The sequence below is a fragment of the Bacillus atrophaeus genome, assembly GCF_001584335.1.
Classification (GTDB): domain Bacteria; phylum Bacillota; class Bacilli; order Bacillales; family Bacillaceae; genus Bacillus; species Bacillus atrophaeus.
In genome coordinates, this window is the sequence record NZ_LSBB01000001.1 from 792,610 (window position 1) to 817,117 (window position 24,508).

The 24,508-nt window shown below is 42.0% G+C and carries 25 protein-coding genes; 14 read left to right on the top strand and 11 right to left on the bottom strand.

Translation table 11 applies throughout. The features are described from left to right. Nucleotides 1-55: 55 nt before the first annotated feature. Together AXI57_RS03910 and fumC are read left to right on the top strand one after the other, a co-directional pair. A complete protein-coding gene (locus AXI57_RS03910) occupies nt 56-241 on the top strand; it encodes a YvzF family protein (RefSeq protein ID WP_003326981.1) in 186 nt (61 codons plus the stop codon). Between the two features lie 68 nt (nt 242-309). Then, nucleotides 310-1,698, top strand: coding sequence for a class II fumarate hydratase (gene fumC / locus AXI57_RS03915; RefSeq protein WP_003326982.1), 1,389 nt, complete (start codon nt 310-312; stop codon nt 1,696-1,698). A 39-nt stretch (nt 1,699-1,737) separates the two neighbouring features. Here fumC and AXI57_RS03920 read toward each other — a convergent pair whose 3' ends face one another. Further along, nucleotides 1,738-2,613: a TetR/AcrR family transcriptional regulator gene (locus tag AXI57_RS03920; RefSeq protein ID WP_061669294.1), complete on the bottom strand. Its 876-nt coding sequence runs from the start codon at nt 2,611-2,613 to the stop codon at nt 1,738-1,740. A gap of 188 nt (nt 2,614-2,801) precedes the next feature. On the opposite strand from AXI57_RS03920, the gene spxO reads away from it, so the two are divergent. Further along, a complete protein-coding gene (gene spxO / locus AXI57_RS21240) occupies nt 2,802-2,966 on the top strand; it encodes an anti-adapter protein SpxO (protein ID WP_003326984.1) in 165 nt (54 codons plus the stop codon). A gap of 24 nt (nt 2,967-2,990) precedes the next feature. Here the strand turns inward: spxO and cssS are convergent, their stop codons facing one another. Both cssS and cssR read right to left on the bottom strand, forming a co-directional pair. Further along, entirely contained in the window at nt 2,991-4,349 is a 1,359-nt protein-coding gene (gene cssS, locus AXI57_RS03925; RefSeq protein WP_061669295.1) for a two-component system sensor histidine kinase CssS, read from the bottom strand. Further along, nucleotides 4,346-5,023 (bottom strand): two-component system response regulator CssR, encoded by a 678-nt coding sequence (gene cssR, locus AXI57_RS03930; protein ID WP_003326986.1) that lies wholly within the window; start codon nt 5,021-5,023, stop codon nt 4,346-4,348. The genes cssS and cssR overlap by 4 nt, the downstream gene beginning before the upstream one ends. Before the next feature lie 275 nt (nt 5,024-5,298). On the opposite strand from cssR, the gene AXI57_RS03935 reads away from it, so the two are divergent. Then, on the top strand, nt 5,299-6,666 hold the full coding sequence (locus tag AXI57_RS03935; protein WP_061669296.1) for a S1C family serine protease: 1,368 nt from the start codon (nt 5,299-5,301) through the stop codon (nt 6,664-6,666). Between the two features lie 271 nt (nt 6,667-6,937). Here AXI57_RS03935 and AXI57_RS22355 read toward each other — a convergent pair whose 3' ends face one another. Continuing rightward, nucleotides 6,938-7,294 carry a DUF4362 domain-containing protein gene (locus AXI57_RS22355; RefSeq protein ID WP_326962637.1) on the bottom strand — a complete coding sequence of 119 codons (357 nt, stop codon included), beginning with the start codon at nt 7,292-7,294 and terminating at the stop codon, nt 6,938-6,940. A 102-nt stretch (nt 7,295-7,396) separates the two neighbouring features. Between AXI57_RS22355 and AXI57_RS21685 the strand changes: the two genes are divergently transcribed. From AXI57_RS21685 to AXI57_RS03950, 3 genes are all read left to right on the top strand, one after another. Then, nucleotides 7,397-7,558 carry a hypothetical protein gene (locus tag AXI57_RS21685; RefSeq protein ID WP_169800259.1) on the top strand — a complete coding sequence of 54 codons (162 nt, stop codon included), beginning with the start codon at nt 7,397-7,399 and terminating at the stop codon, nt 7,556-7,558. Nucleotides 7,559-7,712: 154 nt separating this feature from the next. Continuing rightward, nucleotides 7,713-8,768, top strand: coding sequence for a Cfr family 23S rRNA (adenine(2503)-C(8))-methyltransferase (locus tag AXI57_RS03945; RefSeq protein WP_061669298.1), 1,056 nt, complete (start codon nt 7,713-7,715; stop codon nt 8,766-8,768). Between the two features lie 488 nt (nt 8,769-9,256). After that, a complete protein-coding gene (locus AXI57_RS03950; RefSeq protein WP_061669299.1) occupies nt 9,257-10,735 on the top strand; it encodes an Lsa family ABC-F type ribosomal protection protein in 1,479 nt (492 codons plus the stop codon). 532 nt (nt 10,736-11,267) lie between these two features. Here AXI57_RS03950 and AXI57_RS03955 read toward each other — a convergent pair. Both AXI57_RS03955 and AXI57_RS03960 read right to left on the bottom strand, forming a co-directional pair. Beyond that, nucleotides 11,268-11,729 (bottom strand): Dps family protein, encoded by a 462-nt coding sequence (locus AXI57_RS03955; protein WP_061669300.1) that lies wholly within the window; start codon nt 11,727-11,729, stop codon nt 11,268-11,270. A gap of 90 nt (nt 11,730-11,819) precedes the next feature. Beyond that, nucleotides 11,820-12,662, bottom strand: coding sequence for an oxidoreductase (locus AXI57_RS03960; RefSeq protein ID WP_061669301.1), 843 nt, complete (start codon nt 12,660-12,662; stop codon nt 11,820-11,822). Between the two features lie 160 nt (nt 12,663-12,822). On the opposite strand from AXI57_RS03960, the gene AXI57_RS03965 reads away from it, so the two are divergent. The 4 genes from AXI57_RS03965 (at nt 12,823) to AXI57_RS03980 (ending at nt 16,543) form a co-directional block, all read left to right on the top strand. Then, a complete protein-coding gene (locus AXI57_RS03965) occupies nt 12,823-14,607 on the top strand; it encodes a M3 family oligoendopeptidase (protein ID WP_061669302.1) in 1,785 nt (594 codons plus the stop codon). A 139-nt stretch (nt 14,608-14,746) separates the two neighbouring features. Next, on the top strand, nt 14,747-15,190 hold the full coding sequence (locus AXI57_RS03970; RefSeq protein ID WP_061669303.1) for a YusW family protein: 444 nt from the start codon (nt 14,747-14,749) through the stop codon (nt 15,188-15,190). A 213-nt stretch (nt 15,191-15,403) separates the two neighbouring features. Beyond that, nucleotides 15,404-16,225, top strand: coding sequence for an ABC transporter ATP-binding protein (locus AXI57_RS03975; protein ID WP_010789882.1), 822 nt, complete (start codon nt 15,404-15,406; stop codon nt 16,223-16,225). A gap of 75 nt (nt 16,226-16,300) precedes the next feature. Further along, the gene (locus AXI57_RS03980) at nt 16,301-16,543 is read left to right on the top strand and encodes a YusU family protein (protein ID WP_003326994.1); all 243 of its coding nucleotides are present in this window, start codon (nt 16,301-16,303) and stop codon (nt 16,541-16,543) included. 134 nt (nt 16,544-16,677) lie between these two features. Here the strand turns inward: AXI57_RS03980 and AXI57_RS03985 are convergent, their stop codons facing one another. From AXI57_RS03985 to AXI57_RS04000, 4 genes are all read right to left on the bottom strand, one after another. Further along, a complete protein-coding gene (locus tag AXI57_RS03985) occupies nt 16,678-18,306 on the bottom strand; it encodes an MDR family MFS transporter (protein ID WP_010789880.1) in 1,629 nt (542 codons plus the stop codon). A gap of 22 nt (nt 18,307-18,328) precedes the next feature. Then, the gene (locus tag AXI57_RS03990) at nt 18,329-18,775 is read right to left on the bottom strand and encodes a MarR family winged helix-turn-helix transcriptional regulator (RefSeq protein ID WP_034717770.1); all 447 of its coding nucleotides are present in this window, start codon (nt 18,773-18,775) and stop codon (nt 18,329-18,331) included. A 186-nt stretch (nt 18,776-18,961) separates the two neighbouring features. Further along, entirely contained in the window at nt 18,962-19,294 is a 333-nt protein-coding gene (locus tag AXI57_RS03995; protein WP_003327001.1) for a spore coat protein, read from the bottom strand. Between the two features lie 12 nt (nt 19,295-19,306). Continuing rightward, nucleotides 19,307-19,564, bottom strand: a complete 258-nt coding sequence (locus AXI57_RS04000) for a hypothetical protein (RefSeq protein WP_010789878.1) — start codon at nt 19,562-19,564, stop codon at nt 19,307-19,309. Nucleotides 19,565-19,661: 97 nt separating this feature from the next. On the opposite strand from AXI57_RS04000, the gene AXI57_RS04005 reads away from it, so the two are divergent. Next, nucleotides 19,662-20,570: a proline dehydrogenase family protein gene (locus AXI57_RS04005; RefSeq protein ID WP_061669304.1), complete on the top strand. Its 909-nt coding sequence runs from the start codon at nt 19,662-19,664 to the stop codon at nt 20,568-20,570. 29 nt (nt 20,571-20,599) lie between these two features. Here the strand turns inward: AXI57_RS04005 and AXI57_RS20635 are convergent, their stop codons facing one another. Continuing rightward, nucleotides 20,600-20,740: a YuzL family protein gene (locus tag AXI57_RS20635; RefSeq protein WP_003327004.1), complete on the bottom strand. Its 141-nt coding sequence runs from the start codon at nt 20,738-20,740 to the stop codon at nt 20,600-20,602. A gap of 197 nt (nt 20,741-20,937) precedes the next feature. Here AXI57_RS20635 and AXI57_RS04010 point away from each other — a divergent pair, with 197 nt between their 5' ends. Both AXI57_RS04010 and AXI57_RS04015 read left to right on the top strand, forming a co-directional pair. After that, nucleotides 20,938-23,316, top strand: a complete 2,379-nt coding sequence (locus AXI57_RS04010) for a 3-hydroxyacyl-CoA dehydrogenase/enoyl-CoA hydratase family protein (protein ID WP_061669305.1) — start codon at nt 20,938-20,940, stop codon at nt 23,314-23,316. Between the two features lie 10 nt (nt 23,317-23,326). Beyond that, entirely contained in the window at nt 23,327-24,502 is a 1,176-nt protein-coding gene (locus AXI57_RS04015) for an acetyl-CoA C-acetyltransferase (protein WP_003327007.1), read from the top strand. The last annotated feature ends 6 nt before the right edge of the window (nt 24,503-24,508 follow it).

Here is a 24,508-nt window from a genome sequence, read left to right on the forward strand (position 1 = left end):
ACTGTGTTACAGTATTTCTTGATACAAGTTTTTTAGAGGAATGAGAGGATACAAGGTGGCACAGGTAAGACTGGCGGGGAAAAAAGAAGAAATCGAACAAATCATCAAATCGTTTGAAGAAAATTATGAAGTGGCATACACGTCAAAGGAGTATGGGAAAACGAATCCGAGATATAAATACTCTAAGGACTTGCGTGTGTATCTGGACTTGAAATTAAAATCAGCAAAGATTGAAAAATAAAAAGGATTTCAAGGACAGCCGGCGAATTATTTTCTATTGAAGCAACAGTTATGGAGGGATACATAAAAATGGAATACAGAATTGAAAAAGACACCATGGGAGAAGTAAAAGTTCCTGCTGATAAATTTTGGGGCGCCCAAACACAGCGAAGCAAGGAGAACTTCAAAATCGGTTCTGAGAAAATGCCGAAGCAAGTTGTGAAGGCGTTTGCAATTTTGAAACGAAGCACTGCTATCGCCAATGAACGACTCGGCAATTTGGATTCTGAAAAAGCGGAAGCAATCGCAGCGGTATGTGATGAAGTGCTCAAAGGCAAGTACGATGACAACTTCCCGCTTGTCGTATGGCAGACAGGAAGCGGCACGCAAAGCAATATGAACATGAATGAAGTGGTGGCAAACCGGGCGACTGCTTTATTAAAAGAAAAGAACTCCGATAAAACGATTCATCCAAACGATGACGTCAACCGCAGCCAGAGCTCAAATGACACATTCCCGACTGCCATGCACGTGGCGGGAGTCCTTGCCATTTATGAGCAGCTTGTGCCTGCGCTTGATCAGCTCCGCAATACGCTGGATGAAAAAGCAAAAGCATATCAGGATATCGTGAAAATCGGCCGTACGCATCTTCAGGACGCAACGCCGTTAACACTCGGCCAGGAGATCAGCGGCTGGGTTTATATGCTGGACCGCTCAAAGGAAATGATTTTGGAAGCAACGGAAAAAATCCGTGAACTTGCGATTGGCGGCACGGCTGTCGGAACGGGAATCAACGCCCATCCGGAGTTTGGGGAACTCGTATCAGAAGAGATTACGAAACTGACCGGGCAAACGTTCAATAGCTCACCGAATAAATTCCATGCGCTTACAAGCCATGATGAAATCACTTATGTACACGGCGCATTAAAAGCTCTTGCGGCTGACTTAATGAAAATCGCCAATGATGTCAGATGGCTGGCGAGCGGACCGCGTTGCGGAATCGGAGAAATCGTTATCCCTGAAAATGAGCCTGGAAGTTCTATTATGCCGGGTAAAGTCAATCCGACACAAAGCGAAGCACTTACGATGATTGCTGCGCAAATTATGGGGAACGATGCAACAATCGGTTTTGCCGCGAGTCAGGGGAACTTCGAACTGAACGTATTTAAGCCGGTTATCATTTATAACTTCCTTCAATCAGTACAGCTTCTCAGTGACGGAATGAATTCTTTCCATGACAAGTGTGCTGTCGGTATTGAGCCAGATAAAGAAACCATTCAGGAAAACCTGTCAAACTCTCTTATGCTTGTGACAGCGCTGAACCCGCATATCGGCTACGAAAATGCGGCGAAGATCGCGAAGCTTGCCCATAAAGAGGGATTGACCTTAAAAGAAGCGGCTCTCAAGCTTGAATTGCTGACAGAAGAGCAATTTAACGAGATGGTCAAACCTGAGGATATGGTGAAACCAAAAGCGTAATAGAAAAAAGACGGCTGCTTGAATAAGCAGCCGTTCCTTCTAAATAAATTGCTGTTTTAATAAGTAACGGAGCTGTTCTGCCTCTTTGGCAATTGCTTCCGATTCCTTCAGGTTAAGAATCATCCCCTTGATGATTGCTTGTTTCGGTGTTTTTTTCTTCATCTCCGCTTCAAGAATATCGAGGCTTTCAGTTAATTCCGGCGCAGAGATTGTGTTCATCTTGCCGATCTTTATGCGAATCTCTTTGATAATAGACTCACTAAGAGGGTCCGGCCTTCCGTGATACAGGGGCCCAAACAGCGAGCTCGCTTCATCAAGCGAGATGAAAGGATCTTCATTTCTTTCTGCCATCCCATTCACCATGTCATCAATTCTCTTAATGACCGTTTCCGCTAATTGCTCAGGCTTCAGAGTTTGCCCTGTTACAATAATTAATTCCAGATAAATCTGACTGATTCCTTCGATCAAAAAACAAAGCTCGGCTGTATAAGGCTCTGCTTTTGCTCCGTACATATTCAATAGACTGTCAATGTGAAACTGAAGAACAGCCTGACGGATTTTTTTCGCGCATTGCTCGACTTCTTCCGTATAAGGAAGAGATCCTTCTCTCATCTGCATAGTAATAAAGTCTTTATGTTCAAGAATATTTTCAAAAAAAACAGCAAGCTGCTCCTTATAGGCTGACCTTGGATTGCCGCTCTTTGTTTGAATATGATGGATTCGGGTAAACATTTTATCATAATAGTAGTTCAGCATAGATAAGAGCAGCGCTTCCTTGGAAGGAAAGTAAATATAAAAAGCGCCTTTAGACATTTTGCATTCATCGGCAATTTCTTGTACCGAAGTTGATTTATACCCTTTTTGAGCAAACAGTTTAATTGCAGCTTCAATAATCAGTTTCTCTTTTTCCTTCAATGGTTCCACCCTTTCGGAGCCCGGAGGCTGACGGTTACGACAAAAAAAGATATGAGGATATGACTATAGGGTCATATCTGTATATTATAAATTTAACCTTATTGTAACTTGTTTTTTTATCCTGTATTATTTATATTATAAAGTGAGATGACCAAATGGTCAAAATTCACGTGAAAGGGTGAATCTACATGAAAGAATTGGACGAAATGATCAGCCGCTTACGAAACAGAGGGATTAAAGTTGAAAAAGTCACTTATCCTAAGCAAACCTTGTCTGAGAAGAAATGGGTTCATCAATGCAAACAGCCGATAAAAACGAACTACAGAGATTTTAACGGTTATTCCTTCACATAAAAAAAGACTGCAAAAAATCACAGTCTATTTCTTTGGCACTGCTATACGGTAGGTTACTCCTGTTTTGTCATTTTCAATTGCGATTGACGCCTTATGAAGAGTTAAAATACGTTTTACGATGCTGAGACCAATGCCGAATTCGCCTTTCTTCCCTTTATTAAAAGGCTCGTACAGGCTGGTAAGCATCTCATCTTCAATATGGGGCCCGTCATTTTTAATCGTGATGAAGATGTTCTGAACATCCTTTTTAATGCTGACTTCAATCTTTGTTTCAGCGTACCGGATTTGATTTTCCAGTATGTTTTCGAGCAGCTTGCTCCATTGTTCAGGATCACCGGGCATTACGGTGTCTACTTCTACATCAATGACCCACGACAATTCTTTTCGAGACCATTTCAGCCTCTCGATCACTTCTTCAGTCACTTCTGCAATGCTGAATGTTTCATGATGCACATTTTGCTTTAATAAATAATCCAGCTTGGTTAAATATAATAAATCCTTAATTTTCTTCTCTAATTTTTCCGCTTCGCCTTCAATGACATCTATCGTATTTTCGAGGTCCCCTTTAGGAAAAATCCCATCTTTAATGGACTGCGTATAACCTCTGATGACCATCACCGGGGTTTTTAAATCATGAGAAATATTTTGCAAAAGCGTTCGCTCTGTTTCATCTTTTTGAACCAGCTTTTGGCGCATGTCCTCAATCGTATGGCCCAGCTTCCCGATTTCATCTTGGCGGTCAACGATAACCGGATCATCCCAATCTTGTTCCGAAATGCGTTTGACGTGCTTTTCAAAGCTGACAAGCGGACGTGATAAGTACTTTGCAAGCCAAATCGCGGGAATCCAGCTTAACAAGATGACGCCTGTGAGAATAAACAGCAGCTGTTTGAATAAAGTAAACGCCAGATCATCCCGGTAGGAATCAAGAGCATAGGAGAGCATCATCGCAGATTGGCCATTTACCGAAAGCCCCTTTTTAATAACAAAAAACACCTTTTCTCCGTTTACATCCTCGCTATAGCGTTTCATTTTTACATCCTGCTTGTTCGCCAGCTTGTACACCTTATGAATAAATGATGACGACAGCGTTGTTAAATTCCTGTCGCTGGCAGCATCTTCACTTTCAGGCAAGAGCACGTGCTGCACAGATCGCACAGTCGTCGGAGCTGTTGCTTCCTCACTGTAATAGCGCCTTTCGATTGAACCGGGAAGACGGTACTCGGTCAGTACATGCTGCTCATTTTCGATCGTTGTATACGTCTCATTAGTAAAGAAATCTCTTAATGTATTAGAAAAAAGCACGAGTAATAAAATGGATATAGCCAGCAGAATCCCTGATATGACAACCCAAATCTGAAAAGCGAGCGGCCTGTTTTTCATGATGTCATCATCCTGTAGCCGAACCCGTAAATAGTTTCCACTTTTAATTCAGGCATCTTCTTGCGCAGCCGCCGTACGAGATCATCGACGACTCTGTCGGTTCCGAAATAATCATGTCCCCACACTTTTAATAGAATATCTTCTCTGGAATAGGGGTGTCCTTTATGATGAATAAATAAGAGCAGCAGATCAAACTCCTTCGATGTCAGGTTGATTAAATTCCCCTTCTCATCATAAACCTCCCGGGCTTCCTCGGCGACTTTATAGGAAGACACGATCGTTTCAGTCCTTTGCGCCGCAGGCCCCTCCTTATATACAAGCTGCAAAAGCTTTTGAACACGAATGATCAGCTCTCTCGGCAAAAAGGGCTTTGCGATATAATCATTGCTCCCAAGCTCTAAGCCAAGTACTCTGTCAATATCAGCGTCACGTGCGGAGATAAAGATGACCGGCACATAAGGGTCTATTTCTTTTATTTCTTTTATTAAAGTGTAGCCGTCCGTATCAGGCAGCATAATATCGAGAATCCATAGATGGGGTGACGGCTGCATCTGTTTTCTGGCATCCTCCCCTTTTGTGAAAGATGTAATGTTCCAGCCCTCGTTCTCTAAATATTTTGTAAGCAATTCATTCAGATTATCCTCATCTTCAACTAGATAAATGGTATATGACAAGGCAATTCACATCCTTTCAACGTCATTATAACTAGTTTTAACACAACTCAGGCGGATTTTCATAATTTCACATATTCTTTTCATTTTTATCCCACAATGTTTGTTTATGATGTGTATAAGGGAAGAAAGGAATGAAAAAAGCGAGGAAAATGTTATATGATAAAACATACACTATTTTGGTGCTTTGCTTTTCTCCTCATTATAGGGACAATTGAACTTGTATATGCGATAAATATGTAATGATAAATGGAAAACCGTAAAAGGAGCGTGCGAAAATGGATTATAAACGTGATGACAAAAATGATCCCCTTCATTCAAATGATGAATCGTCACATACAGACAAGCCAGAGCTGATTGAGCATCAGGAACAAAAATTGCTTGATCAGCCTGTTTTTCAGGAAGCCGGACGCAAAGAAACAGCATCGGCTTTAGAAATGGAACAGAAAGAAACGGCCGTAAAAAAAGAAAAAAAACGGAGAGCTGCATGGCTGAGTCCGATTTTAGGCGGAATTATCGGCGGAGGTTTGATGCTCGGCATCGCGCCTCATCTGCCGTCTAACCATAATCAGACAGCAGAGACCGTTTCAGCGAATAAGCAGGTGCAGTCAGACAACTTTACAACAACGCCGGTGACGAACGCCACAAACGTAGCTGACATGGTAGAAGACTTGGAGCCGGCAATTGTCGGAATCTCCAACCTTCAAAGCTCTCAAAATAATACATTCGGCACAGAAAGCAGTTCGAGTTCTGAGAGTGAGAGCGGAACAGGATCGGGTGTTATTTTTAAGAAGGACAATAAGAAAGCCTATATCATTACGAATAATCATGTCGTAGAGGGCGCTAATAAACTCACGGTTACGTTATATAATGGGAAAACGGAAACCGCCAGGCTCGTAGGAAGCGATGCAATAACCGATTTGGCTGTTTTGGAAATCAGCTCAGACAATGTTGATAAAGTAGCGAGCTTCGGAGACTCTTCACAGCTTCGCACCGGAGAAAAAGTGATCGCCATCGGAAACCCGCTCGGACAGCAGTTTTCCGGTACGGTGACGCAAGGGATTATCAGCGGCCTTGACCGGACGATTGATGTGGATACAACCCAAGGAACGGTTGAGATGAATGTGCTGCAAACAGACGCTGCGATCAACCCGGGGAACAGCGGAGGCCCGTTAATCAATTCCAGCGGGCAAGTCATCGGAATCAACAGCCTAAAGGTCAGTGAAAACGGCGTAGAGTCTCTCGGATTCGCCATCCCAAGTAACGACGTGGAACCGGTCGTTGACGAGCTGCTGGCAAACGGAAAGGTAGAGAGACCGTTCTTGGGAGTTCAAATGGTCGATATGTCACAAGTCCCGCAAACCTATCAAGAAAATACGCTGGGCCTATTCGGAAATCAGCTGAGCAAAGGGGCTTATGTAAAAGAAGTCCAATCCAATTCCCCTGCGGCAAAAGCCGGTATTCGCTCTGAAGACATCATCGTCAAACTAAACGGCCAAGACGTGGAGAGCAGTGCGGATATTCGGGAAATCCTTTATAAGGATTTAAAAGTGGGCGACAAAACAACGATTCAAGTTATTCGAAACGGAAAAACAAAAACACTCAATGTTTCACTGACGAAACAAACAGAAAGCAGTTCCCGCTGATTGGCCGGATATGAAAAAAAGCTGAACCCCTGGGTTTTATTAAAAGTCAAAATGTTTTATAAAAGACTTGATAACAGTGAAGTTGTATATAATGTTGCACATTATATACGGGAAAAGAGAAGGATAGATAAAGCAGATCAAACTTGCTTTATCTATCCTTTTTTGTACTACATATGGCCTCACTTACTACTACATTAATCAAGTTTTACCGCAACATAATTATCCTGTACTCTTCAATTAACGCACCCGTTAGCTGTAGATAATATACACACTACTTGTTGCTTCTAACAGTTGCTAACTCCACATCACCAAGACCATCTGCACACTGCTTTAGCATATAAATAGTTTCTGATTCACCTGTTTGTTTTTCTATAGTTTCACACTGATACTCTTCAATAAATTCTTTATCAATACTTCGAAAAACATGAAGGGATTTTCTATCATAGGAGTGTTTCTCCACTCTGTTCTGTCCCTCTACACCATAATGAATGTAATTAATCTCGGCTTTTTTATGGATTTGAACCTTTTTAATAAAGTTTTCAAGCCCTATATTTAAAATAAAGATTGATAATTTACAATAAAGTTTAATTAAAAATTCTATTTTTTGAAGAATTTTTTCTTTAACTATATAGGTAGGTTAGTTTTACAATAATTCTCGAAAAAACTTTACATTTACTAACTTTTATGTTAGATTACTCTATAATAAATTTGACAAAGGGAGGTGCAAGCAATGTTAACTGTTTTTAGAATTCTGTTTGGTAAAAATGTAAAAATTGGTAATGGTTTAGCGGAAGAAGGGAGCAGTCTGTCCTTTTTTATGCTATACAACCATACAAAAACAGTTATCGGAGCTTTACCTCTATGGCAAATAAATTACAAAGCAGTGACTTAGAGTCCTTGTTTATTTATTTGTGCATATTTTATTTAGAGTTCAGCACCGATAATTCTACCGGTGCTTTTTTGTGTTTATTTTTAACTTAAGGGATAGACAACTCCTTTCTATTTACTCCTATCAAACTAGAGAGTCTTATGGAAGGATGAGAAAGATGCAATTAAAACTAAACAATAAGTATAGAAGAATAAAAGAATTCTTAAGGGAACATAATTACCCTAGTTTTAGAATGAAACAAATATTGAATGCCATTTTTAAAGAAAGAATAAATACATTCAACGAAATTAACGTACTTCCAAAATCGTTAAGAAAAATTTTAGTTAAGGAATTTGGAGAGTCTATTTTAGATGTTGTTCCTTTAAAGGAACAACATTCTGAGCAAGTCACTAAAGTCTTATTTGAAATTTCAGGAAACGAAAAAATAGAAACGGTAAATATGAAATATAAAGCTGGATGGGAATCATTTTGTATATCTTCTCAGTGTGGATGTAATTTTGAGTGTAAATTTTGTGCAACAGGTGACATTGGATTAAAAAGAAATTTAACCTCAGATGAAATAACTGACCAAATCCTCCATTTTTACTTACAAGGTCATTCAATTGATAGTATTTCTTTTATGGGGATGGGAGAAGCGTTAGCCAATGTCCAAGTTTTTGATGCCTTAGATGTACTCACTGATCCTACGCTGTTTGCTTTAAGCCCTCGTAGGATATCTATTTCAACTATTGGTATTATACCAAGTATAAAAAAAATGACTCTGAATTATCCGCAAGTCAATTTGACGTTTTCGTTACATTCTCCTTTTAATGAACAACGAAGTAAGTTGATGCCGATTAATGATAGGTATCCATTATTAGATGTACTGGCCACATTAGATGAGCATATACGAATAACATCAAGAAAAGTATATATTGCTTATATTATGTTACCTGGTGAGAATGATTCTATTGACCATGCTAAAGAAGTAGTAAGTCTATTAAAAGGTCGATATAAAGAAGGACGTTTATATCATGTAAATTTAATCAGATATAACCCAACCGTCAGTTCTCCTTTAAGATTCGGAGAAGTTGATGAAGGTCATGTTGCTAATTTTTACAAAAAATTAAAATCATCAGGTATTAATGTGACCATTAGAAGTCAATTTGGAATTGATATAGATGCTGCTTGTGGTCAATTGTATGGAAATTATCAAAAGAGTAACAAGCAGTAATTTGAGGTAAAGATGATGCTGAATTGTATTCCATAACAAAATTTGTTAATATAAAAATACAATTATGAGAGGACTGATGGGTGGACAATGATTAACTAATCTATATTTTTATTTGAAATGAATAACTTCAAACTACAAAATATAGGGTTAGTCTATCCATTTTTATAAATCAGTTTACACTTTATTTGTCATGATTCCAATGGCAAAAAAGAACTTATTTAATATAAGTGAAAGACTAATCCTTCCAATAGCAAATTGGGAGGATTTTTTATTCTCTCATAGTTAAGATTGTTATTTTTTTAATCTGTAACTTTAATCTAATAAATAAAGGAGAGAGAAATGAGCAATTCAGACATTATTGTTACGCATGTAATACTCCGTATAAGTCGTGAATATCCATCGAACTTATACGGAGAAATTTAGAATAGATGGATGTGCCGACTTTGTATAAAAAGTAAATAGTGTTGATATACAAAGGAGGAATTATCATGTCAATGATACAAGTTCAAGACTTAACTTTTTCTTATCCAGGTAGCTTTGACAATATTTTTGAAAGTGTAAACTTTCAAATAGATACGGATTGGAAACTTGGATTTATCGGAAGAAATGGACGAGGTAAAACAACATTCTTTAATTTATTATTAGGGAATTATGAGTATAGTGGGAAAATCATTTCTTCGGTAGAATTTAATTATTTCCCTTATCCAGTTTCGGATAAAAACAAGTATACTCATGAAATCTTTGAAGATATTTGCCCCAAAGCAGAAGATTGGGAATTTCTTCGCGAAATATCCTATCTAAATGTTGATGCCGAGGTCATGTACCGACCATTTAAAACATTATCAAATGGAGAACAAACAAAGGTGTTGCTTGCTGCACTTTTTTTGACTGAGGGTCAATTTCTATTAATTGATGAGCCAACCAATCATCTAGACACTGATGCACGAAAGATGGTCTCTGATTATCTCAGGAAGAAAAAAGGGTTTATTTTAATTTCACATGACAGAATCTTTTTAGATGGATGCGTTGACCATATCTTATCTATAAATAGGGCAAATATTGAAGTTCAAAGTGGTAACTATTCTTCTTGGAAGTTAAATTTTGATAGACAGCAGGAACACGAAGAGGCAACAAATCAGCGTCTACAAACAGACATTGGGAGATTAAAACAGTCTTCAAAGCGTTCAGCAGGTTGGTCTAATCAAGTGGAAGCTTCCAAAAATGGGACAACGAATTCGGGTTCTAAGTTGGACAAGGGTTTTGTAGGACATAAAGCGGCAAAGATGATGAAGAGAGCAAAGAACCTTGAATCAAGGCAACAAAAAGCTATAGAGGAAAAGTCAAAACTGCTAAAAAATGTGGAAAATACTGAGTCATTAAAATTAGAACCATTGGAATTTCAGTCAAGTGAATTGATTGTTTTGGCTGATGTGTCTGTTAAGTACGATGACCAAATAGTGAATAAGCCAATTAGCTTTAAAGTTGAACAAGGTGACCGAATTGTACTTGATGGAAAGAATGGAAGCGGAAAAAGTAGTATCCTAAAACTAATTCTAGGAAATCCGATACAGCATACAGGCTCAATGAATTTAGGTTCAGGGCTCATTATTTCCTATGTCCAACAAGATACTTCTCATTTGAAGGGACGGTTATCAGACTTTATTGAAGAGCATGAGATTGATGAAACGTTATTTAAATCCATCCTACGTAAGATGGATTTTGACCGAATTCAATTTGAGAAAGATATATCTCATTATTCTGGTGGACAAAAGAAAAAGCTGCTTATAGCTAAAAGTTTATGTGAAAAAGCTCATTTATATATTTGGGATGAACCGTTAAATTTTATTGATATTTATTCACGCATGCAGATTGAAGAGCTTATTCAAAGCTTTAATCCCACAATGGTTATTGTTGAACATGATCAGGCATTTCAACAAAAAGTTGCAACAAAAACTATATCTATGTAGTTAAATATGAAGAATTGAAGATATAATCAGTAAATCAGGTTATTAAACTATATGGTGCTTTAGTTGAAGAACGTAGCTAAAATAAACAAGCTTTTTTATAGCGCTCGTTTCTTTAATACTACTCAAAAAATTGTTTATAATTTTTAGCCAATTCTTTTCTCAAATAAAAACCAGATATTAAACGACTTCAGTGAAGTGTTTTTCATCAAAAATTAACAAACTTTATTTTAACCCTGTCCTAATTTTGGGACAGGGTTAGGTGTGTTTAAGGTTTTAAGATTAAATAACTTTATTGTTGTTACTAAATAAAGTTTGTTCAAACACCTCATAAACCATTAATTTACCAAATTTAACGTAATTTGTTGTGGTGGTAAGTGAGGTCATTTAGGTCTTACCTAACAAAAAAGTACACCACTATTATTAGTGATGTACCATTTTTTTTATAATGTGCAACCATTATAGATAAGATACTGATATTAAAAGCTTCATGTAACATCGCTTGCTTTTAATATTACAGAGTAGTTTAGCTTTTTTAGTCTAAGAAAGAGGACAGCATCCACACTTGTTTTTCAATGTCTTCTATCAATCCGACAAACAGGTCAGCCGTTGCATGATCATTGTTTTCTTCGGCAAGTCCGATGACGAATTTTGATTCGCTGCTGATTTGTTTATAATCATCGACCAATGTCTTGACCATTTCTGATGCGGCTGTTTCGCTGCCTCCATCAGAGATGGATGCCTGCTTAAGGTACTCACTCAGCGTAGCCGCAGGATGGCCGCCGATGGCAAGCAGACGTTCCGCAATGGTATCGGCTGTTTCAGCCGCTTGGTTATATAGCTCTTCGAATTTTTCGTGAAGTGTAAAGAAATGCGGTCCCTTTACATACCAGTGAAAACGGTGGAGCTTAGAGTAAAGCAAAAACCAGTTAGATAATTGGGTGTTTATTGAATTCTCAATTACTGTGCTCTCTTTTTTTACATCTTGTACATTCATATTATAACGTCCTCCTTGTGATCTGTTACATTAATTATACCACATCTCAAATAGAAATCAATACTAAATTATAATTATTATAAATAACGATCATTTGAACAGTTTTTTCTTGAGGATATACTCCCAGAAAGACCAAGGAAAAAGGGCGCGGAACAGCAGTGTCAGCTTAACGCCTTTTCCGACCGGGTAACGTAATTTTCTGATGCGTTTTTTCAATGCTAATTGATAAATGAGATCGGCGACTTCTTGAGGGTTCCCGCTTTCGATTTCATTTTTTTCTACATATGACAGAATCGTTTTGTAGTAGTGGTGATAGGCTGATCCGGGTGCGGATGCTGTCATATTACCTGACATTGATTTCCGCCAGATCGAGGTTTGGTAGGAGCCGGGTTCTACCACCGCTGTTTCTATGCCGAAGGGAAGCATCTCAAGGCGCAGGCTTTCCGAAAACCCTTCCAGCGCATGCTTGGAAGATGCATAAGGGGATAAAGCGGGAAATCCGGTCAAACCGCTTATGCTGCTGACATTTATAATTTTGGCGCCGCCGTGTTTTCTCAAAAAAGGCAGAACAGTTTTTGTGACGCTGATCAAACCGAACACATTGGTTTCAAACTGTTTTCTGTAATGATCCATTGTCAATTCTTCAATAAATCCGCCATAGGCCGTTCCGGCGTTGTTTACGAGCAAATCGACCGGACCGTATGCCCGCAGCGTTTCCCCGAAGTCTGAAATGGACCGCTCATCGGTTACATCCAACGCTGTGATATGAATGAACGCTTCCACATTGTGCAGTGCGGCCGTCTCCCTTAGTGCACTCGCTTGTTCCGGTTGTCTCGCCGTTGCGATAACGGTGTAGGTCTGCGCGAGCTTTACAGCAGTCAAAAGGCCGAAACCGCTGGTGGCTCCAGTCACAATCGCAATTTTTCGATTCAAAATAATTCCCCCGTTCTATATTCATAAAGGTATTGTACTATCATCAGGCCCATTCATCTATAAAGGCCGTTAGAAAAGATTTCCTGAAAGGGAAAATACTTTTATACAATAATTCAGAATTGTTTTATAATGAAAGAAAGTGAGAAAGGGGTTTTGGGTCATGACATTGCAAGGCGTAAACGAAACGTGGGATCTTGAGACATTTTTTAAAGGGGGAAGCGGGTCTCCGGAGTTTACAGCGTATATCGGAAAGCTATCCAAAAGTCTGCATGTTTTCAAAGAAATGACAGATGCATTTCAGCTGCCAAAGACTGACGAAGATGAAGAAGAGCTGGTAAGAATACTCAGCAAGTTTGAAGAGATCGTCGTCAAAATTCAGCAGGCGGGCGCCTTTGTCATTTGTCTTCAGTCTCAAAATACCAATGATCAAAAGGCCAATGAACACAAAGCGCGCATCAGCCGGCTGAATGCGGATTTCAAGTCTGCTCTCGTCACATTCGATCATAAGCTTGCCCGCATTGATGATGCTGTATGGAAAAAGCTGCTTAACAGGCAGGATCTTCAAGAAATCGCATACATATTACAAGAAAGAAGAGAACGTATCGCTGAAAAGCTCAGTGCAGATCAAGAAACACTTATCGAGGGATTGGCCGTTGACGGCTATCATGCGTGGGGGGATTTGTACAACACGATTGTCGGGAAAATCACGATTCCGTATGAAGATAAACAATTATCCGTCGGGCAGGCGGAGAATCTGCTGTCTTCCCAAAACCGTTCTGTCAGAAAAACAGTGTGGGAGCGCCTGAATAAAGCTTGGGAGCGGGAAGAGGACATTTTCAGCAGCACATTAAACCATCTGGCGGGATTCCGTCTGCAAACCTATAAAGCGCGGGGCTGGGACAATGCGCTTAAAGAGCCGCTTGCCATTAATCGAATGAAAAAAGAAACGCTGGACGTCATGTGGCAGGTCATCACCGATCATAAGCAGCCGTTTGTTAATTATCTTCATAGAAAAGCGTCACTCCTTGGCGTCGACCAGCTAAATTGGTATGACGTTGAAACGCCCGTCGGAGAAGACGTGAAGGAATATTCGTATGATGAAGCGGCGAATTTGATTGTCAGTCAGTTTGCGACGTTCGGCCAAAAGCTTTCAGCATTTACCGAAAAAGCGTTCCGAGACCGCTGGATTGAAGCGGAAGACCGCAGCGGAAAAAGGGTCGGAGGCTTCTGTACAAGTTTTCCGGAAAGCGGGGAGTCGCGCATATTTATGACCTATTCGGGCAGTGCCTCAAACGTTGCCACACTAGCCCATGAACTCGGCCACGCGTTTCATCAGGAAGCCATGCTGAATGTGCGCCCGTTAAACAGAGGCTACGCAATGAACGTAGCTGAAACGGCTTCTACCTTTGCGGAAATGATCGTTGCTGATGCAACAGTAAAACAGGCGGAAACCAAGGAACAAAAACTTGTTTTGCTTGAAGATAAAGTCCAGAGAAGCGTCGCGTTTTTCATGAATATCCATGCCAGATTTTTATTCGAAACGGCATTTTATGAAGAGCGAAAACAGGGAATCGTACCGGCTGACAGATTAAATGAGCTGATGATTGAGGCTCAACAGGAAGCTTTCTGCGGCGCTTTAGGAGAGTATCATCCGCATTTTTGGGCGTCAAAGCTTCATTTTCATATTACAAGAGTGCCGTTTTATCATTTTCCGTATACATTCGGCTATCTGTTTTCACTTGGCATTTACGCTTCGGCTTTACAGGAAAAAGCCGGGTTTGAAGAAAAATACATGGCTCTCTTGCATGATACGGCTTCAATGACAGTGGAAGACTTGGCGATGAAGCACTTAGGCGCTGATTTAACCAAACGGGATTTTTGGGAACACGCCATAAGTCTGGCGGTACAGGATGCTGAGGAGTTTTTGCAACTGACCGAATCTTAAGCTATACAATAGCCGGGGTCTTTTTAGGCTCCGGCTTTTTTGTGTGAAAAAGCATAAAGGCTGCGGTTTTTTCTTCATGAATGAGGAATCCTCCCCTTGGACATAGCTAAAAAGAATGGAAACTATAGGAGTGAATAAAATGAGCTTGATCAGGATGACGGGAGCCTTTTGTCTCGTGGTGATAATGATAGCGGGCTGCCGGCTGAATGAAGAACAACAGCAAGGAAATTCCGCGGTTGAAAACGCGCCTGTTTCAAATATGAAGCCTGTGCCTTATGATCATTTCTCGCTCCAGGTGAACTATGGAAACGGGGAGCATAACCGCTATGAAGGCATGTACCAAAAGAACGGGGATAATGAAAAAGCTGAAATTGAAGATAAGCTGTCAGGCATTCACCAGGAAGGTGAAGAAGCGCTGGATGAAATGAAAATGATCCTGAGCGAGCTTGCGGTCAATCAGCATATGACAGATCAAGAAACGATTCGGAATGTACTGGAATCCTTTAATTTAGACAGCCATTACGACCATCTTCGTTTGAACATAAAGCTTCACGACGGAACTGTAAGAGAAATAAAAAAATAGCATCATCCGGAAGAGCCCGCATTCGTTCCAAAAACTAATTGAAAATGATTTTCAAAGTCATTGTTATCTGCTACAATGAAGGATATATGGCCTTATAGTGAAGTGATTATTTTATCACTTGTATAGATGATAATATTTGAGAAACATACATTCAGTATAAAAAGCGCAATACATAAGTGTTGCTAAAGTCAGCGAAAAGGAGCGGTTACGGGTATGAGTGCAATTTCTACAGAAACGTTGAGCTTAGGGTACGGGGATGCTGTTATTATTGATGAGTTGAATTTAACGATTCCAAAAGGTGAAATAACCGTATTTATCGGCAGCAACGGCTGCGGAAAATCGACACTTTTACGTTCTTTGGCGCGGCTGATGAAGCCGCAGGGCGGATCTGTGCTCCTCGAAGGAAAAGCAATCGCCAAACTGCCGACAAAAGAGGTCGCGAAGGAGCTTGCGATTCTGCCGCAGGGGCCCGCTGCTCCCGAGGGATTAACCGTGCATCAGCTGGTCAAGCAAGGAAGGTATCCGTATCAAAACTGGCTGAAACAATGGTCAAAAGCTGATGAGGATGCCGTGAATAGAGCGCTCAAAGCGACAAAGCTGGAAGAGATGGCTGACCGTGCCGTTGATTCGTTGTCAGGCGGACAGCGGCAGCGGGCTTGGATTGCAATGACACTCGCACAAGAAACGGATATTATTCTTCTTGATGAACCGACAACCTATCTGGACATGACCCATCAGATCGAAATCCTGGATTTGCTGTTTGAGCTGAACGAAAAGGAACAACGGACGATTGTGATGGTTCTGCATGATTTGAATTTAGCCTGCCGCTATGCCCATCATTTGGTTGCGATTAAAGACAAACAAATTTACGCTGAGGGCCGGCCGGAAGAAGTCATAAACTGTGATCTCGTGCAAAATGTGTTTTCTATGAACTGTCAGGTGACACAAGACCCGCTGTTTGGAACGCCTCTTTGTATTCCGCACGGACGGGGCAGATGTATTGTTCAGGAAACGGCTCTTTCATCTCACGGATAAGTACCGCAGCAAAGGAGATTCTGCCAGAGAACGGCTGCTCCTTTTTTGTTTTTACGCAGAGAGGAAGGTGTGAAAATGGAGCAAAAACTACAAGAACAGCTCGACGGATTACTGGAAAAATACACAGAACTTCTTCTTGGTGAAACAGACGCTGAATTAAAAGAAGACGTGAAGCAATGGATATTGTACACGCACATGGCCAAAAGTATGCCTCCGCTTGTGAGGCATTGGAACGAATCGTATCCTGACGCCAAACAGGGAATTAAAGAAGTCATTCAGCATATTAAAGAGTTAAATGAAGAGCATCGAAAAAAATAGTGACCTATAAAAAAGCAGTTTGCCGCGCAGCATCACACGGCAAACTGTTTTTTTGTTCTGACTGATAAACTGCATTTTTTAACAGCAAAAAACCCGCGGAATAATAAAATTCTGCGGGTTTCTCATCATACAAACTAGTGGGAAGGAGATCCGACTGCTTTTGCCTTCTCCTCTTTTTCTTGCTCCTCCCCAGCCTTTTTATTAGAAAGCTTAATCGGTTTGACGAACAAAGTGAGTACGGCTCCGATCACAATAAAGGCGAGGCCTGCGTAAAACACACTGTGAAGCGAATCCATCAAAGATGTTTTTAAAATCGGCACGATGTGTGAAGAAAACGCCGCCGGAATTTGTTTTACTGCTTCCGGACTGAACAGAGACTGAAGCAGCCCTTGCGGATCTTTGTCTATCATGCCTTTAAACTGGTCGGCAAAGGAACTGGCCTGTGCCGGAAGCGAATTTAAGTAAGGAACGAGTTTGTCGGTTAAAAGGGTGCCTGATCTGGCGTTCATTACGGCCCCCAGCACTGTAATTCCAAATGTTCCTCCAATGGAGCGGAAGAACTGGCTTGAGGAGGTGACAACTCCAAGCTCCTCTTTTGAAAAGCTCTCTTGCAGCGCTAATGTGAGAATCGGCATGACCAGACCCATGCCAAGCCCTATGATCGCCATGTAGCTTGTCGCCACAAGCTTACTCGTATCAAGGTCCAATGTTGTTAACAGAAGGAACCCGCCTGCCATAATCACCATACCTGTGATAATTTGCGGCTTAATTCCCACTTTATACACAAGCTGACCGCCGATAATACTCGTAATAATCATAGAGACCATCATCGGCGTCATAATGGTGCCTGATTCAGACGCGCTGACACCCACAATCCCCTGCATAAAGAAAGGAACAAACGTGACTGCGCCGAACATCCCGATACTCATAAAGAAGCCGATCAGATTCAGGAATGTAAACGTTCTGTTTTTAAATAGATACATAGGAAGAATCGGTTCTTTTGCTTTTGTTTCCGCTATGATAAAACCTATAATGCCGATAAGGGCGAGCGCGAACAATCCGAGAATCTGCCAAGAACCCCACGCGTAATCTTTACCTCCGAAACTAAGAGCAAGAAGCAAGCTCACGACACCGACAACCATGGTGAAAATGCCGGCAATATCGAAATTGATCGGCCCTGTTTGTTTGCGGCCCTGTAATCCTCTGGCAATGAAAATAACGGCAACAATCCCGACAGGAAGGTTAATATAAAAGACCCATTTCCAATTTAAAGTATCGACAATCCAGCCGCCGATCTGCGGTCCGATGACGGATGCAAGACCGTAAATCGCCCCAAAGACCCCTTGAAATTTGGCACGCTGTTTACCTGTAAATAAATCCCCGACTACAATCATAGCCATTGGCATCATGATACCGCCGCCTATTCCTTGTAATCCGCGGAATATAATCAATTCAGTCATATTGTTGGCCATTCCGCACAGTGCTGACGCGGCCATAAAGATGATCAAACCTGAAACATAGACAACGCGGCGCCCTAATAAGTCGGCTAATTTACCGGCAATCGGGACAACAGTCGTTGAGGTTAAAAGATACGCCGTAGTCAACCAGGTCATCATACTTAAACCGCCAAGATCGCCTACAATTTTCGGCATGGCTGTTCCTACAATCGTACCGTCAAGCGCTGAAAAAAACATGGCTATAATTAAGCCGGTTAATAATAAAGTGCGTTTAGGATTTTTGCTTTCTGTACTCATTTCTACCATTTCCTCTTTTCTTTAAAAATGTTTATGTTTCCGTTGTTTCAGCAGCCGCTTGAGCAAGTTTTTGAGTAATCTGTGCTGCCTGTAACAGTTCTTCTTCTGTCAGAAACGAAAGGTATCGTGCCAATATTGCTTTTCTTCCCGTCAAAATGTCTTCAAACTTTTTATCTCCTTCAGCAGTAAGGCTGATATTGATGACTCTTCTGTCTTCTGTATCATGTTTTCTGACGACAAGATTCTTTTGTTCAAGGCGGTCCACCATTAAAGTCACCGCACTTGGCTTGACCTCCATGCGCTCTGCAATTTCAGAAATTTTGCAGCTTCCGTGTTTCTTTAAGCTGGCCAAAACGAACAATTGTGCAGGTGTGACACCCTGTTTTTCCATACTTTCTACCATTTCAGGCTGTATTTTTTGGAAAAGTGTCTGAAGTGACAATTGAATATCAGACATTACTTGATCCGCATTCATCATAATTTCTCCTCTGTTATAAATAATATGAATTTATATTTAACCCACTAAAATAATTAATGCCTATTAAATATAAATAAGGATTAAGTATAAGTCAACTCTTTTCTTAAGGGATTAAAAACAAAACAAAAAAGGATAGATGCTCATTGAACATCGTATCCTTTCGCCGGTCTGGTTTTACCGTATGACTTACTGATAAGGCGATTGCTGTTGAAGGGTTTGCTGGAATTTTTGATGGGACTGCTGCAGCTTTTGCGCATCCTCCGCCTCTATAGAGTACCACCCATACTGGAACATGAGATCATAAAGTTTTCTTTGCGCTTTTTGTGACTCATCAAAAATGGATTGAATATCCTGATAGAGAGACTCATGGCTGAATTCGTGCAAGGCTGTGCAATAAGAAGAAGTGATATATTTTTCTGTTGTCAGCAGCTCATTGACGAAATCTCTGTCATTCATTTGAGAAGTCGCCGGCACTGGCGTTTCCGGGTTGCTGATTTTTTGCTGATTTTGCTGATTCATGATTTGAGCCTCCTATTGCATGTAGCCAGATGGCTGCTGCCCTTGATTTGGATTCAAGTGGTTTAAAATTCTCTGGTAGTGATCATGATGCATTTGTCCAACGCGGTCAAGCTCTTGCTTTAAGGCTTGATCCTGACATTGCTGCGCCATAAAATGGGCTTTTTTCATCGCGATTAAATTCCAGTTCAGCATGTCGTTCAGATACAAATGGTCCTTTGTCGAAATGACAGCAGGCGGTGTCATACCTGAGTTTTGCTGCTGATTATCCATAAAAACGCCTCCTATAGTTCTGTTCTTTTTATGTTTCCTTAAGCCGGCGAATGTATACAGATAAAATGCTGATTCATTAAGAAACGGAGGGAATCACATGTTGCGAAGCCTGTTTTTGTTTTTATCTAAAAACAGAACCCTGACCAAGCTTGCCAAGACATACGGCATTCGTTTAGGAGCTGGAAGATTTGTTGCGGGCGACACAATTGCTTCTGCGGTGAAAACGGTCAAGAGGCTGAATCGGGCGGGTCTTTCCGCTACAATTGATTATCTGGGCGAATATGCGCGCACCGAACAAGAAGCAAAAAAAACCGCGGCGCAATGTAAGCAGGTGATCGGGGCAATCGCGGAACATCAGCTGGACTCTGAGCTGTCTCTAAAGCTTACTTCAATCGGACTGGACATCTCGGAAGAACTTGCCGTATCCCATTTGAAGGCGATTTTAAAAGAAGCCAAACACCATGAAGTCGCCGTAACAATTGATATGGAAGATTACTCACGCTATGAGCGGACGCTTCAGATTTACAAACGGCTGAAGCCGGAGTTTGAAAAGCTGGGAACCGTCATCCAGGCATACCTGTACCGCGCCGCAGAGGATATTAGGAACTTGCATCCCCTTAAGCCGAACCTCAGGCTGGTGAAAGGAGCGTATAAAGAATCTGCCGCGGTGGCGTTTCCGGATAAGAAAGGAACCGACCTTCATCTGCAAAACTTGATTAAGCTTCAACTGTTAAGCGGAAACTATACCGCCGTTGCGACCCATGACGATGCCATCATTGAATTTACGAAAAAGCTCGTTTCAAAGCACCGCATTCCGAACAGCCAATTTGAGTTTCAAATGCTGTACGGAATCAGACCGGAGCGGCAGAAGGAGCTTGCGAAGGAAGGATACCGCTTGCGGGTATACGTCCCGTACGGTACGGATTGGTACAGCTATTTTATGAGAAGGATTGCAGAAAGACCGGCCAATGCGGCTTTTGTGTTAAAGGGAATCATCAAAAAATAAAAAACAGCCGCGAAAGCAGCTGCAATCTGTTACTCCATGTTATGTTTTTTATATTGCTGGTTTTGGCTTGTCCGTTTTCCGCCTTCATACTTTTGAGACGGACCCGCATTTCCTTTTACGCTTGCAGCGCTCACCGCGGCTGAGGACGGATCTTTTCTTTCTCGTACCATTCCCTTCACCTCCGGCTTTAAGTTGCCCTTATGGTGAATGGTTCATACGCAGCGCTAAAACAGACAGAAATGAAAAATTTACAATTTAGCTATTGAACTCAGTACCGAAATCTTTTAAGATGAAAGAAGAAAAGGGTTTCATTTTTTTTAGCTCAAAAATGAATGATTATTCATTCAAAGTTCAAGGGGGATGTTTCATGCACAAACAAATTAAGAAAGCAGCCGTTTTGGGATCAGGGGTCATGGGTTCTGGAATCGCGGCGCATTTAGCTAACATCGGAATCCCAGTTCTGCTGCTTGATATTGTGCCGAACGAATTGACGAAGGATGATATGAAAAAGGGCAGGACATTAGACAGCCCCGAAGTTCGCAGCAGACTGAGTCAAACAGCGGTCAAAAAACTGCTTAAACAAAAGCCCGCTCCATTGACTTCTGCCAAAAACCTCAGCTATATTACGCCCGGCAACCTAGAAGATGATGCCGAAAAGCTCAACGAAGCTGACTGGATCATTGAAGTCGTTGTCGAAAATCTTGAGGTAAAAAAACAAATTTTCTCTCTGGTTGATGAACATCGCAAACCCGGCAGTATTATTTCCAGTAATACATCCGGGATTTCAGTGCAGGACATGGCTGAAGGCAGATCAGATGATTTTAAGGCGCATTTCTTAGGCACACATTTCTTTAATCCGGCCCGATATTTAAAGCTTCTGGAGATTATTCCAATTCAAGAAACCGCACCGGACGTTGTGTCATTTATGAAGTCGTTTGGAGAAAACGTCCTTGGCAAAGGCGTCGTGGCTGCAAAAGATACGCCAAACTTTATCGCCAACCGCATCGGGACTTACGGCCTTTTAGTGACAGTCCAAGAAATGCTGAAAGGCGGCTATCAAATCGGAGAAGTTGATTCCGTCACAGGCCCGCTGATCGGCAGGCCGAAGAGCGCCACCTTCAGAACTCTGGATGTCGTCGGCCTTGATACATTTGCCCATGTCGCTAGGAATGTGTACGACAAAGCTGAAGGAGAAGAAAAAGACGTTTTTCGGCTGCCTGATTTCATGAATAAAATGCTTGAAAATGGCTGGATTGGAAGCAAGGCCGGACAAGGGTTTTATAAAAAAGAGGGGAAAGCGATATATGAGCTTGACCCGCTGACCCTCACATACGGCGAGCGTACAAAAATGCGAACAGCCGGTCTCGAAGCGGTGAAGCAGGTTAAGGGAATTAAATCGAAAATGAAAGCGCTTATATATTCAGAGGACCGGGCGGGTCAACTGTTATGGAATATCACGTCGCCAACACTTCTATATTCAGCTCAGCTGACCGGGGAGATTGCCGATCATATTCTTGCTATCGACCAGGCGATGAAATGGGGCTTTGGATGGGAACTCGGACCGTTTGAAATGTGGGACGCCATCGGGGTCAGACAGTCAGCCGAAAAGCTGGAGCAGGAAGGTGCGGCGATACCCGGCTGGATAAAAGAAATGCTGGATAAAGGACATGAAACCTTCTATATCAAAGAAAACGGCTCACTATTTTATTATGACCGCGGTGAATACAGAGCGGTGAAAGAAAACAAAAAACGCCTGCACCTCGCATCTCTTAAAGAATCTAAGGGTGTTATTGCTAAAAACAGCGGAGCCAGCCTGATCGACATTGGGGATGATGTGGCGCTGCTTGAATTTCATTCAAAAAGCAACGCGATTGGTTTGGATATCATTCAAATGATCAACAAAGCTTTAGAGGAAACAGACCGTCATTATAAAGGGCTTGTCATCGGAAATCAGGGAAAAAATTTCTGTGTGGGCGCGAATCTCGCCATGATTTTGATGGAAGCGCAGGATGACAATTACGCTGAAGTAGACCTTGTGATACGGCGTTTCCAAGAGACAATGATGAATATTAAATACAGCTCTAAACCCGTCGTCGCAGCTCCTTTCGGAATGACGCTCGGCGGAGGCACGGAGGTATGTCTGCCTGCGGCGCGGATTCAAGCGGCAAGTGAATCGTATATGGGGCTTGTTGAATCCGGCGTGGGACTGATTCCTGGCGGAGGAGGAAACAAAGAGCTTTACTGCCGCCATTTGAGAGGCCTTCAAGACGGAGCCGATATCATGCCGGCCGCAATCAAAACATTTGAAACCATTGCAATGGCAAAAGTTTCTAGTTCCGCTCAAGAAGCTCGGGAAATGAACATATTGTCAGAAGTTGACCATATCAGCATCAATCAGGATCATCTGCTGTATGATGCGAAAAAACTTGCGGCTTCATTATATGACAATGGCTACCGTCCGCCTGCGAGACAAAAAATCAAGGTGACCGGAGCAACAGGATATGCGGCACTCCTATTAGGTGCAGAACAAATGAAGCTGTCAGGCTATCTGTCAGAACACGATATGAAAATTGCGAAAAAACTCGCCAATGTGATTGCCGGAGGAAAAGTTCCATTCGGCACAGAGGTTGAAGAAGACTATTTATTGGAGATAGAAAGAGAAGCATTTCTGAGCCTTGCAGGCGAAGCGAAATCTCAAGCGAGAATGCAGCATATGCTTGTAAAAGGAAAACCTTTACGGAATTAGGAGGGTGTTTATGAGAGAGGCAGTCATTGTGGCAGGAGCGAGAACTCCGGTCGGCAAAGCGAAAAAGGGATCATTGGCAACAGTCCGTCCGGATGATTTGGGAGCTATTTGTGTGAAAGAAACATTAAGAAGAGCAGGCGGTTATGAAGGCAATATTGATGACCTCATTATTGGATGCGCCATGCCGGAAGCCGAACAGGGATTAAATATGGCAAGAAACATCGGCGCGCTTGCGGGTCTTCCGCATACGGTGCCGGCAATTACAGTCAACCGCTACTGCTCTTCGGGCTTGCAATCTATCGCCTATGGGGCTGAAAAAATTATGCTCGGCGCATATGATACGGCAATCGCCGGCGGCGCGGAGTCAATGTCATTGGTTCCGATGATGGGGCATGTAACACGCCCGAACATTACGCTGGCTGAAAATGCGCCGGAGTATTACATGAGCATGGGACATACCGCCGAGCAGGTAGCGAAAACATACGGCGTTTCCCGCGATGATCAGGATGCATTTGCTGCACGCAGTCACCAAAAAGCGGCAAAAGCCATTTCGGAAGGCAAATTCCAAGATGAAATTGTGCCTGTCGAAGTGAAAGTGACACAAATCGGGCCTGACCATAAGCCAAGTGAAAAAAGCTTTACGTTTTCCCAAGATGAAGGCGTGCGTCCGCAAACGAACACGGACATTTTATCATCGTTGCGTCCGGCGTTTGCTATGGACGGAACCGTCACGGCGGGAAACTCGTCACAAACAAGTGACGGCGCGGCGGCTGTGATGCTGATGGACAGGGAAAAAGCAGATGCTTTGGGGCTTTCTCCGCTGGTGAAGTTCCGTTCATTTGCAGTAGGCGGCGTTCCGCCGGAGGTTATGGGAATCGGGCCTGTGGAAGCCATTCCGCGCGCACTCAAGCTTGCCGGACTGGAATTGAGCGACATCGGTTTGTTTGAATTGAACGAAGCCTTTGCCTCACAGTCCATTCAAGTCATGAGGCAACTCGGAATAGACGAAGAAAAAGTAAACGTTAATGGAGGCGCGATTGCGCTTGGACACCCGCTAGGCTGTACAGGCACAAAGCTGACCCTGTCACTCATTCACGAAATGAAACGAAGAAATGAACAATTCGGCGTGGTCACAATGTGTATCGGCGGCGGTATGGGAGCAGCAGGCGTATTTGAATTACTTTAAAAGGGG